The organism is Streptomyces yatensis (genome assembly GCF_018069625.1).
Taxonomy (GTDB): domain Bacteria; phylum Actinomycetota; class Actinomycetes; order Streptomycetales; family Streptomycetaceae; genus Streptomyces; species Streptomyces yatensis.
Window position 1 is genome coordinate 968,935 of sequence record NZ_CP072941.1, and the last position, 12,077, is coordinate 981,011.

The following is a 12,077-nucleotide window of genomic DNA, read 5'->3' on the forward strand; positions in this document are numbered from 1 at the left end:
GGTGCGCGGAACACTTCCCGGGCTGCCCACGGCCCATCCCCTGCTCCATCAGCTTCCCGCCGTCTATCTCGACCATCCGTTCCTGGAGCGGTTTCTGAGCGCCCTGGACGAGGTGCTGGCACCGGTGCTGCTCACCCTGGACAATCTGCCCGCGCATCTGCATCCGCGCACCGCGCCCGAGGATCTGCTGGCGTGGCTGGCCGAGTGGGTGGCGGTGGAGGTGGACCCGGAGCGCCCGGTGACCCAGCGGCGCGCGGTGGTGGCCGGCGCCGTCACCCGCCACCGCCGGCGGGGCACCCGGGAGGGGCTGGCGGCGGCCGTGCGCGTGGAGACCGGGATCGAACCGGAGATCATCGAGAGCGGCGCCACGGACTGGTCCACCGAACCGGGGGCGCCGCTGCCCGGTTCGGCGCGGCCGTGGGTGACGGTGCGGCTCACGGTGCCGGACGCCGACGCGGTGGCGCCGACCCGGCTGCGGCTGGAGCGGCTGCTCGCCGCGGAGGTGCCGGCGCATGTCGTCTACCGGGTGGAGGTCTCGGCCGAGGGGACGGGGGCGTCATGATCTGTCCGGACTGCGGACACCGCAACGAGGCGGGGGCGCACTTCTGCGCTTCCTGCGAGGCGTTCCTGGCCTGGGACGAGGAACCGGACCGGCGGCCGGGGGGCTCGGCGCCGCCCGTCACCCCGCCGGGCTCCGGTACGGGCGAGGGGCCACGCCCCGCGCCGTCCACCCCGGCCACTCCGGCACCCGCCCCGCCCGCCGCTGCGCCTGCCACTCCGCCCGTAGCTCCGCCTGCCGCCCCGCCCGTAGCTCCGCCCGCCGCCCCGGACACCGCTCCGCACCCCGTGACACCGCCCGCCGTGCGCCCGAACGAGCCCGCGGCCGCGCCCCGGCGGCCCGGGGACCGGCTGGATGACACCGGTACCGGTCCGGACCACCGGCCGGATGCGCCGGTCGAGCCCCCGGCCGCGCCCCCGAGGCCGGACGCCCCGCCGCGCCGCCCCGGCCGCCCGTGTCCCCGGTGCCGTGCGGACAATCCGCCGGACCGCAGGCTCTGTGTGCGCTGCGGCATCCTGCTCGACTCCGCGCCGGAGCCCGGGCGGCCGCGTCGGCTGCCCTGGTGGTGCCGGATCTTCCGGCGCGACGCCCGGCGCCCGCTGGCCGCGGGCAGCAGGCCCACCCACCGGACCTGGCCACGGCCCCGGCTGACCCTTCCGGTGCTGGTGCTGGTGCTGGCCGCGGCGGCGTGGTTCGCCCGTTCCCAGCTCTCCGAGGTCTTCACCTTCACCCAGGACCAGACCGGCGATCCAAAGGCCCTGCATCCCACGGCGGTACGCGGCTCCAGCCAGGCGCCTGGCCACCGGGCCGGGGCGGCCTTCGACGGCTACAACAACCGGTACTGGGCGCCGGCCACCGCGGGCCCGGGCACGGGCCAGTACCTGGAGGCCGACTTCGACCGGCCGGTGCGGCTGCGGAAGCTGCTGATCACCTCGGGGCGCTCGGCGAAGGCGGATGAGTTCCTGACCCAGGCGCGGCCCTCGGAGCTCACCCTCACCCTGGTCACCTCGGAGGGCGAGCGCACCACCAAGGGCGTCAACCTCCAGGACCAGCCCGGTCAGCAGAGCTTCGATGTGCACGGCTCGGACGTGGTGCGGATCCGGCTGTCGGTCGACGCGGCGTACGGCGCCCGCTCCGACCGGCGGACGGCCATCGCCGAGGTGGAGTTCTTCGGCCGTCAGTGACGTGGGGTGCGTTCCTGACGGCCGGTCACACCTCGCCCTGGGCGGCCCACGGTCAGCCCTCTCCCCGGGAGGCCGTGCGCCGGGCGCTGTCGCGGCGCGGCCTGAGCGGGGCGTCCTGGTCGCTGAAGAGCTCCGGGTGCTTGGCGCGGATCTTCTCCACATCGCTGAAGACCAGCCGCAGATGGGAGCGGAGCGCCTCGTCGGCCCGGTCCAGGTCGCCCTCCTCCAGCAGGTCGACCACCTCGCGGTGCTGGCCGATGAGCAGGGACATCTGCTGGGTCATGGGCAGTGAGAGCCTGCGGGCGCGGTCCAGCTGGGCCTTGGCCTGGCTGACGACGGGCCAGGCGGAGGCGTGTCCGCTGACGGCCATCAGCCGGGCGTGGAAATCCTCGTCCAGCTGGAAGAAGCCCCGCATATCGGAGCGGCGGTCGGCCTCCTCCTGCGCGGTGAGCAGCACCCGCAGCTCCGCCACGTCGCGGGCGGTGGCCTTCTCCACGGCCTCCCGCAGCGCGGCGCACTCCAGTGCCTCCCGGATGAACTGGGCGGAGGCGACATCGCGCTCCCGGATGCGCGAGACGAACGTGCCCATCTGGGGATAGATGTCGACCAGCCCCTCGTCGGCGAGCAGGATCAGGGACTCGCGGACGGGGGTGCGGCTGACTCCGAGCTCGGCCGCCAGGTCGTTCTCCGAGACGGCGGAGCCGGGCTCCAGCTCCAGGCTGACGATGCGCGAACGCAGCACCTCATGGACCAGTTGCCGGGTGTTGCGCCCCCGGGAGCGTGCCGCGTGCAGTCCCTCCGCCGGTGCCATCCGACCCCTTCCGAACCCTTGACTCGTCTCGCTGACGTACTTGTATGGTAGCCGACCGACAGCCCGGACTCCACCCCCGGAGCCCCTCGGGAGCCCTCCGGAACCCCGGTACAGCCCCCGGGATCCGCCCGGAGGCCCCGGGAGCCCGCTCAGTGAGGAGCACATGCGTATGGCCACGATCACGGAGGCCAAGGTCATCATCACCTCGCCGGGTCGCAATTTCGTGACCCTGAAGGTGACCACCTCCGACGGCGTGACCGGTCTCGGTGACGCGACCCTCAACGGCCGCGAACTCGCGGTCGCCTCCTATCTGGAGGACCACCTCGTACCGCTGCTGATCGGCCGCGACCCCGCCCGTATCGAGGACACCTGGCACTACCTCTACAAGGGCGCCTACTGGCGCCGCGGCCCGGTGACCATGACCGCGATCTCGGCCGTGGACACCGCGCTGTGGGACATCAAGGGCAAGGTCGCGGGCCTTCCGGTGTACGACCTGCTGGGTGGCAAGGCCCGCGAGGGCGCCATGGTCTACGGCCACGCCAGCGGCGGCGACGTCCCCGAGCTGCTGGAGGACGTCGCCCGCTTCCGGGAGATGGGCTACCGCGCGATCCGCGCCCAGGCCGCCGTCCCCGGCTCACCGGGGACCTACGGCATCCGCCACGGCGCGGTCGCCACCGTCTACGAGCCCGCCACCGGCGCGCTGCCCGAGGAACAGCCCTGGTCGACCGAGGCGTATCTGGACTTCGCGCCGCGCTATCTGGAGGCGGTCCGCGAGCGGTTCGGCTTCGACTTCCATCTGCTGCACGACGTCCACCACCGGCTCACCCCCACCGAAGCCGGGCGGCTGGGCCGCAGCCTGGAGGAGGTGCGGCTGTTCTGGATGGAGGACCCCACCCCCGCCGAGCTCCAGGAGTCCTTCCGCCAGATCCGCCACTCCACCACCACCCCGATAGCGGTCGGCGAGGTCTTCAACTCCATCTGGGACTGCCAGCAGCTCATCACCGAGCGGCTCATCGACTACATCCGCGCCTCGGTCGTACACGCCGGGGGCATCACCCATCTGCGGCGGATCTTCCACCTCGCCGAGCTGTACCAGGTGCGCACCGGCTCGCACGGCGCCACCGACCTGTCGCCGGTGAGCATGTCCGCCGCCGTCCACCTCGATGTCACCGTGCCCAACTTCGGCATCCAGGAGTACATGGCGCACGACCCGCTCACCCATGAGGTGTTCCGGCCGGCCTACGAGCTGCGCGACGGCGCGCTGCACCCCTCGGCCGCGCCCGGCCTCGGCATCGAGCTCGACGAGGAGGCGGCCGCCCGTTTCCCGTACGACCCGAAGTACCTTCCGGTGAGCCGCCGTACCGACGGGTCGGTGCACGACTGGTGACCACCAACTCCCCGCGGCGCCTGTCCCTGGCCACCCTGCCCGACGTCCCCGCCGAGAGCCGCCCGCCGATCGACCCGCGCGCGCTGCGCCCCCGGATCGTGCACCTGGGCATCGGCGCCTTCCACCGCGCCCACCAGGCCCTGGCCACTCAAGCCGCCGAGGCGGCGCACGGCGGTGGCTGGGGCATCGCCGGTGTCACCCAGCGCAGCCGGACCGTCGTGGACGCGCTGCACCCGCAGGACGGGCTGTACTCGTTCACCGAGCGGCGCCCCGACGGCCCGGTCACCCGCGTGGTCGGCACCGTCACCGAGGTGCTGCACGCCGCCGACGACGGCGCCCGGCTCGGCGCGCTCCTCGCCTCCCCCGAGGTCACCGTCGTCACCCTCACCGTCACCGAGAAGGGCTACCGGCGGGACGCCGCCACTGGCGGACTCGCCCTGGCGGACCCGCTCGTGCGGGGCGACCTGGAGGGACGGCCCGCCCCCGCGAGCGTGGCCGGGCAGCTCGCGGCGGGGCTGCGCGCCCGGCTGCGGGCCGGCGGCGCCCCCGTCTCGCTGGTGTCCTGCGACAACATGGCCGACAACGGCGCCGTACTGCGCCGCCTGGTACGGGAGTTCATCGCCGCGACCGCGTGGGAGGACCGTGACCGGCTGCTGGACTGGATCACCGGCTCGGTCGCCTTCCCCGCCACCGTCGTCGACCGCATCGTCCCCGCCACCACCGACGCCGACCGGCGGGCCGCCGCCCGCGCGCTGACCGTGGCCGACGAAGGCGCGGTGACCGGTGAACCGTTCACCCAGTGGGTCCTCCAGGACATCTTCGCCGCCGACCGCCCGCGCTGGGAGGAGGCGGGGGTGCGCTTCGTCGCGGATGTCGCCCCCTACCAGCTCGCCAAGCTCCGGCTGCTCAACGGCGCCCACTCGCTCATCGCCTGTCTCGGCCTGGCCGCCGGATGCGAGACCGTCGCCGATGTCCTGGCCACCGGATGGGGCGAGGAGACCGTACGCGCCTACTGTGCCGAGGCCGGGCAGAGCCTGCCGCCCACCGAGGGTCTTGACCTCCCCGCCTACATCGACAGCCTGGTGGACCGCTTCGCCAACCCCGCGATGGAACACCGTATCCAGCAGATCGCCATGGACGGGTCCCAGAAGATCCCCGAACGGTGGCTCGCCCCGCTGCGCGAGCTGCGCGCCGCCGGACGGGACACCCCCCTCCTTGCCACGGCCCTGGCCGCGTGGGCCCGCCTCACCCGGGACCACCCCCTGGACGATCCGCGCGCCGAGGAGCTGCGCCGCGCCTGGGACGGCCCGCACTCCGGGGCCCCGCGCCGGCTGCTGCGGCTGCTGGGCGCAGGCGACCTCGCGGACGACACCGCCCTCATCGCGTCCGTACGGGCGGAGCTGGACTCCGGCGCCCGGCCGCCGCGCTGACCGCACGCACCACCCCTGCCAAGGAGAGCCGCCTTGAAGACGCCCAGAGTCGCCCCCGCCACCGACGCGCCGGCCCAGGACGAGGCCACGACCGGGCCGCCACGCCCACGCGGCCTGCGGCACAACACCCGCTGGCTGATGGTCTTCCTCTGTTTCCTGGGCATGACCGTCAACTACGTCGACCGCGCCACCATCTCCATCTCCCTGCCCTATATGACCGATGACCTGCACATCGGCCCCGAGTGGCAGGGCGTCGTCCTCAGCATGTTCTTCGTGACCTACGCGCTGGGCCAACTGCCCGCCGGGGCGCTGATCGACCGCTACGGCGAGAAGCGCATGTTCGCCATCGGCGGGCTGCTCTGGTCGCTGGTCACCGTGGGCACCGGCTTCGTCCGGGGCATCGGCAGCCTGCTCTTCGCCCGCCTCGCCCTCGGCGCGGGCGAGGCCCCGGCCTACCCCTCGTGCGCCAAGTCCGTCTCCCGCTGGTTCCCGGTGCGCGAACGGGCGCTGGCCAACAGCGTCTGGGACAACGGCGCCCGCGCCGGCACCGCCGTCGCCGCCCCGGTCGTGACCGCGCTGATCGCCTGGCAGGGCTGGCGGATGGCGTTCTGGGTCACCGGCGCCGTGGCCCTGCTGTGGGTGGCGCTGTGGCTGAAGGCGTACCGCGAGCCCACGGCGCGCGACGGGCTCAGCGCCGAGGAGCGCGCGTATGTCACGGCGGGCGGCGCCCGGCTCGAGGAGAACCCCGCCGAGGAGACGGCGCCGCAGGAGCCCGCCGTGCGCTGGCGCGACCTGTTCCGCCACCGCACGGTCTGGGGCATGATGATCGGCTTCTTCTGCCTCAACTACGTCATCTACTTCTTCATCACCTGGTTCCCCAGCTACCTCGTCGACGCCCGCGGCTTCGACCTGCTCAAGCTGGGCTTCTACGGCGCCCTGCCCGGCATCGTCGCCATCGCCGGCAGTCTGCTCGGCGGCTGGACCAGCGATACGCTGCTGCGCCGCGGCTGGTCGGTGACCCGGGCCCGCAAGACCTGTCTGGTGTGCGGCATGCTCTTCTCCTCGGTCATCGCCTTCGCCGTGCTCGTCCCCAGCGCCATGTGGGCCCTGGTGCTGCTCTCCGTCAGCTACGCGAGCCTGGCCTTCTCCGCCGCCTCGGTGGCCAGCCTGCCCGCCGACGTCGCGCCCACCCCGCGCCATGTCGCCTCGCTCGGCGGCATCCAGAACTTCGCCTCCAACCTGGCCGGGGTCCTCGGCTCGACCACCACCGGGCTGCTGCTGGGCTTCTTCCACCACTCCTTCGTCGCACCGCTGATGCTCTCCGGCGCGCTGTGCGTGGTCGGCGCCCTCACCTACGGCCTGGTCGTCCAGCGCGTCGAACCGCTGCGGCTGTCCGCGGCCTGAGCCCCACTCACGCACGAGGAGAACCACCCCGAGATGAACGACGCCACCGCCGCGATCCTGCACGGCCCGAAAGACGTGCGCATCGAACGGCGCCCGATACCCCAACCCGCCGTCGGCGAGGTCCTCGTGGAGATCGGCGCGGTGGGGCTGTGCGGCTCCGACCTGCACTACTACGCCCACGGCGAGAACGGCCCCACTGTGCTCCGCTCCCCCACCGCGCTCGGCCACGAGGCGGCCGGAACGGTCGTGGCGGGCGACGGCCCCCTGCCCGCGGGCACCCGGGTCGCGATCGAGCCCGCCATCCCGTGCGGACGCTGCCGCGCCTGCCGCGCGGGCCGCTACAACCAGTGCCCCCGCGGCCGCTGCTTCGGCTCCCCGCCCACCGACGGCGCCCTGACCGGGCGGCTGACCGTGCCCGCGGAGTTCGCCCACCCGCTCCCGGGCGGCTTCCCCCTCACCTCCGGGGCGCTCATCGAACCCCTGGCGGTCGCCCTGCACGCGGTGCGCCGCGGCAAGGTGGCGGCCGGGGACCGGGTGCTGATCACCGGCGCCGGGCCGATCGGCCTGCTGGTCCTCCAGGCCGCCCGCGCCGTGGGGGCGGGCGAGACCGTGGTCACCGACGTCAACCCCGGCCGGCTGGCCCACGCCCGCCGCCTGGGCGCCGACCGCGCCCTGGACACCTCCCGTGAACCCCTCCCCCACGATCCGGTGTTCGACATCGCGCTCGACTGCTCCGGCATCGAGTCCGCCCTGGCCGCTGCCGCGCACGCGGTACGCCCCGGCGGCACCGTGGTCGCCGTCGGCAACCCGCCCCGGCCTCGCACCACACTGCCGCTGGCCTGGATGCAGCGCCAGGAGCTCACCCTGGTCACCGCCTTCCGCTACGCCGGGGAGTTCCCCGCGGCGGTGTCCCTGGCCGCCACCGGACGGATCGACCTGGAGTCGCTGATCACCGCCCGCTTCCCCCTCGAACGCACGGCGGACGCCCTGGAGACGGCGCTCTCCGACCCCGCACAGCTGAAGGTCGTCATCGAGCCCTGAGCCATGACCGTCCGAGCGGCCGGGCCCTGAGCCATGACCGTCCGAGCGGCCGAGCCTGAGCCAAGGCCGCCCGAACAGTCGAGCCGTGGGCCGCCGTCCGGGCCGGGGCGGCACCCCGCCCGTCCCACCCCTCACAATGGGATCATGTCCCGACGTACCCGACGCCCGCAGCCGGCCCGCCCCACCCCGGCCTCCTGCCCCTGCGGGCTGCCCGCGGCCTACGACGACTGCTGCGGCCGGCTGCACCGCGGCCAGGCCCGCGCGACCACCGCCGAGCAGCTGATGCGCTCGCGCTACAGCGCCTTCGCCGTCGGGGACGAGGCGTATCTGCTGCGCAGCTGGCACCCCACCACCCGGCCGTCCGGTGCCGGGCCGGACCCGGGGCTGCGCTGGGTGCGCCTGGAGATCCTGGGCACCACCGAGGGCAGCGCGTTCCACACCACCGGCACCGTCGAGTTCCGCGCCCACTACACCGAGGGCGGCCGCACGGGCTCGCTCCACGAGAACAGCCGCTTCGTACGGCACGAGGGCGACTGGGTGTATCTCGACGGTGTGACCGGCGACTGACCCCGCCCCACGGCGGCCGGCGCGATCACGGTCCGCGCCGACTTGGTCATTTGTTTCCCGTGTCGTCGCCGACGCCTTCTGGTGCCCGGTCAACTCCCGGGCGATGCTGGGGCGCTGTGCGTGTGAACCACGCGAGTCCCCTGGCCCCATGGAGTTGCCGTGCCTCCTGTCGCGTTCGCCAGACCCCTGGCGGCCCTGGCCGCGGTGTCCGCCCTTGTGCTGGGCGCCGCCGGCCAGGCCACCGCCGACACCACCCCCGCCCCGGCGCCCGAACCCCTGCCGCGGGTCTCCACGGAGATGCTGCGGCCGGTCGCGCCGCCCGCCGCCAGCGGTGCGCCGGGCACCCGATCGGTGGCCGACGGCGACGGGCTGCAGACCGCCCGCTCCTCGCGGCCGGTCGCCCCGGGGGTGAAGCTGACCTCGTACGACCGGCTGGAGTCGGACAAATGGCTGCGGGTCGACGCGCTGTCGGTGGACCTGGCCGGTGGCACCAAGGTCGACTATCTCCACCCCGACCAGGTCGCCAAGCGCCGGACGGTGTCCCAACTGGCCGCCGAGCACGACGCCGGGCCGGGGCGCCGCACGGTCGCGGCGATCAACGGTGACTTCTTCGACATCAACCAGACCGGCGCCCCCGAGGGCAACGGCATCGGCGACGGCCGCCTCGTCAACTCCGCCTCCGCGGCCGGGCCCGCCCAGGCCGTCGGCATCGGCCCGGCCGACGCGGGCCGCGTCCTCCAGCTCTACTTCGACGGCACCCTGACCCTCCCCGACGGCCCCCATCCGCTCGCGGCGCTCAACGCCGCCAACGTCCCGGCCACCGGGATCGGGGCGTACACCGCCCAGTGGGGCGAGGCGGACCGCGCCCAGACCGTGGACGGCGCACGGCGCACCGCCGAGGTCACGGTCGTGGACGGCAAGGTCACCAAGGCGGCCACCGCGCCCGGCAAGGGCCCGATCCCGGCCGGTGCGACCGTGCTGCTCGGCCGGGACGCCGGGGCCGACGAGCTGTCCGCACTGGCCGTCGGCGACGCGGTGTCGATGGAGTACCGGCCGCGCACCGACGACGGCGACCTGCCGCGCACGGCCCTCGGCGGCCGGGAACTGCTGGTGGTGGACGGCAAGCCGGTCGGCCACGACGGCGAGGGCAACAACACCACGGCGCCGCGCACCGCGGTCGGCTTCTCCCGCGACGGCCGCACCATGCAGATCCTCACCGTGGACGGGCGGCAGGCCGACAGCGGCGGCGTCACCCTCACCGAGCTGGGCCTGATGATGAAGGACGCGGGCGCCTACAGCGCGCTCAACCTCGACGGCGGCGGCTCCTCCACGCTCGTCGCCCGCGAACCCGGCAGCGACACCACCCGGGTGGAGAACAGCCCGTCCGACGGCGCCGAACGTACCGTCCCCAACGGCCTGGCCCTCACCGCGCCCGACGGCAGCGGCCGGCTCAAGGGCTTCTGGGTGGACACCGCGATGGACCGCGCGTCCGCGCCCACCGCCGACCCGGTCCGGGGCGGCCACCCCGAGCGGGTCTTCCCCGGGCTCACCCGCCGCCTCACCGCCGCCGGTTACGACGAGACGTACGGCCCGGCCGACGGCGCCCCGCAGTGGCGGACGGCCGATTCCCATATCGGCCGGGTCGGCTCCGACGGCACCTTCACCGCCCGGCACGGCGGTGACACCACCGTCACCGCCCGCCACGGCGCCGCCCACGGCGACCTCGGCCTCACCGTCCTGGACCGGCTGGACCGGATCCAGCCCACCAGCCGGCTGGTCGGCCTGGCCGACGCCGAGGCCACGGGCCGCTTCGGCATCGTCGGCCTGGACGCGCACGGCACCAGCGCCCCCGTCGAGCCGTCCGATGTGCGGCTCTCCTACGACCACGCGCTGTTCGACATCGCCCCGGACGCCCGGACGGGCACCTTCACCGTCACGGCGCGCCACGACCAGGCCGCGGGGCAGGTCAAGGTCCGCGTCGGCGGCGCCACCACGGTGCTCGCCGTCACCGTCGGCCTGACCGAGCGGCAGGAGGCGTCCTTCGACGACGCCGACGGCTGGACCTTCAGCCAGGCCCGCGCCTCCGGTTCGGCGGAGGCCACGCCCGACGGCCACACCGGCACCGGGCTGCGGCTGGACTACGACTTCACCCAGTCCACGGCCACCCGCGCCGCCTATGTCACCCCGCCCCAGCAGATCGAGGTGGACGGGCAGCCGCAGTCCTTCGGCCTGTGGATCAAGGGCGACGGCAAGGGGGCGTGGCCCACCCTGCACCTCAAGGACGCGGCCGGCTCCGACCAGTTGCTCCGCGGACCGTATGTGACCTGGACCGGATGGCGGCATGTCGACTTCGCCGTCCCGGCCGGAGTCGCGTATCCCCTGAAGGTCAACCGCTTCTACCTCGCCGAGACCGCCGCCACCCGCCAGTACACCGGCAGTGTCGTCATCGACGACCTGTCGGCACGGGTGCCGCCCTCCGTCGAACTGCCCACCGAGAGCGTGCGCCCCGATCCGCTGATCTCCACCGCCGCGCGGGTGCGGGGACGCGACTGGCGGTTCGCGGTGATGTCCGACGCGCAGTTCGTGGCCCGCGATCCCGGCAGCCCGATCGTCGCCCAGGCCCGCCGCACCCTGCGGGAGATCAAGGCGGCCAAGCCCGACTTCCTGGTGATCAACGGGGACCTGGTCGACGAGGGCTCCCCCGCCGATCTGTCCTTCGCCCGCACCGTGCTGAAGGAGGAGCTGGGCGATGAGCTGCCCTGGTACTACGTGCCCGGCAACCATGAGGTGATGGGAGGCTCCATCGACAACTTCACAAACGAATTCGGGCCCGCCCACCGCTCGTTCGACCACCAGGGCACCCGCTTCCTCACCCTGGACACCTCACGGCTGGGGCTGCGCGCCGGTGGCTTCGACCAGATCAAGGAGTTGCGCGCCCAGCTGGACGCGGCCGCGAAGGACCCCGACGTCGGCTCGGTGATGGTGATCGAGCATGTGCCGCCGCGCGACCCCACCCCACAGCAGGGCAGCCAGCTCGGCGACCGCAAGGAGGCGGCGCTGCTGGAGGGCTGGCTGACCGACTTCCGCCGCACGACGGGCAAGGGCGCGGGGTTCATCGGCAGCCACGTCGGCACCTTCCACGCCTCACGGGTGGACGGCGTCCCGTACCTGATCAACGGGAACTCGGGCAAGAACCCCGCCACCCCGCCCAACCAGGGCGGGTTCACCGGCTGGTCGATGGTCGGCGTGGACCACGTCTCCGCCCGGGACCAGGCGGCCGCGCGCCACGCACCGTGGCAGGGCGGCCCGGACTGGGTGTCCGTGCAGACCCGCGCCCATGTGGACGGGCTCACCGTCACCGCCCCGGACAACCTGCACACCGGGCAGGCCGCCGACATCACGGCGACCGTCTTCCAGGGCGAGGGGATCGATGCCCGCCGGGTGCCGGTCGGCTTCCCGCTGAGCGCGGACTGGACCGGCTCGCCACGCGTCCACATCGGCGATCCGGACGACGCCGGGCGCCGTGATGTGGCGGCGTACGACCCGGCCAGCGGCAAGCTGACCGCGCTGCGCCCGGGAACGGCCACCCTCGCGGTGAGCGTGAACGGCGCCACCGCACAGGCGCGGTTCACCGTCACCGCGGCGGCCGCGGCGCCCGCGGCCTGAGGGCGCTTAGGCGGAACACGGTTCCGGC

At 74.1% G+C, this 12,077-nt stretch carries 9 protein-coding genes; 8 read left to right on the forward strand and 1 reads right to left on the reverse strand.

What is annotated here, in order from left to right; all coding sequences use genetic code 11:
• Window position 1 precedes the first annotated feature (1 nt).
• Complete coding sequence (locus tag J8403_RS03720) at window positions 2-562, forward strand: phage tail protein (protein ID WP_211121838.1); 561 nt, start codon at window positions 2-4, stop codon at window positions 560-562.
• A gap of 497 nt (window positions 563-1,059) precedes the next feature.
• A complete protein-coding gene (locus J8403_RS03725; RefSeq protein ID WP_246585677.1) occupies window positions 1,060-1,743 on the forward strand; it encodes a discoidin domain-containing protein in 684 nt (227 codons plus the stop codon).
• Between the two features lie 52 nt (window positions 1,744-1,795).
• Here the strand turns inward: J8403_RS03725 and J8403_RS03730 are convergent, their stop codons facing one another.
• Entirely contained in the window at window positions 1,796-2,554 is a 759-nt protein-coding gene (locus tag J8403_RS03730; RefSeq protein ID WP_211121839.1) for a GntR family transcriptional regulator, read from the reverse strand.
• Between the two features lie 169 nt (window positions 2,555-2,723).
• On the opposite strand from J8403_RS03730, the gene manD reads away from it, so the two are divergent.
• The 6 genes from manD to J8403_RS03760 all read left to right on the forward strand — a co-directional run bounded on the left by manD (window position 2,724) and on the right by J8403_RS03760 (window position 12,049).
• Window positions 2,724-3,941 carry a D-mannonate dehydratase ManD gene (manD, locus tag J8403_RS03735; RefSeq protein ID WP_211121840.1) on the forward strand — a complete coding sequence of 406 codons (1,218 nt, stop codon included), beginning with the start codon at window positions 2,724-2,726 and terminating at the stop codon, window positions 3,939-3,941.
• On the forward strand, window positions 3,938-5,371 hold the full coding sequence (locus J8403_RS03740; protein ID WP_211121841.1) for a mannitol dehydrogenase family protein: 1,434 nt from the start codon (window positions 3,938-3,940) through the stop codon (window positions 5,369-5,371). The genes manD and J8403_RS03740 overlap by 4 nt, the downstream gene beginning before the upstream one ends.
• 33 nt (window positions 5,372-5,404) lie before the next feature.
• Entirely contained in the window at window positions 5,405-6,775 is a 1,371-nt protein-coding gene (locus tag J8403_RS03745) for an MFS transporter (protein WP_211121842.1), read from the forward strand.
• A 33-nt stretch (window positions 6,776-6,808) separates the two neighbouring features.
• A complete protein-coding gene (locus tag J8403_RS03750; protein WP_211121843.1) occupies window positions 6,809-7,816 on the forward strand; it encodes an NAD(P)-dependent alcohol dehydrogenase in 1,008 nt (335 codons plus the stop codon).
• 144 nt (window positions 7,817-7,960) lie between these two features.
• Entirely contained in the window at window positions 7,961-8,383 is a 423-nt protein-coding gene (locus J8403_RS03755; protein ID WP_211121844.1) for a YchJ family protein, read from the forward strand.
• A 159-nt stretch (window positions 8,384-8,542) separates the two neighbouring features.
• Window positions 8,543-12,049 carry a phosphodiester glycosidase family protein gene (locus tag J8403_RS03760; protein WP_211121845.1) on the forward strand — a complete coding sequence of 1,169 codons (3,507 nt, stop codon included), beginning with the start codon at window positions 8,543-8,545 and terminating at the stop codon, window positions 12,047-12,049.
• The last annotated feature ends 28 nt before the right edge of the window (window positions 12,050-12,077 follow it).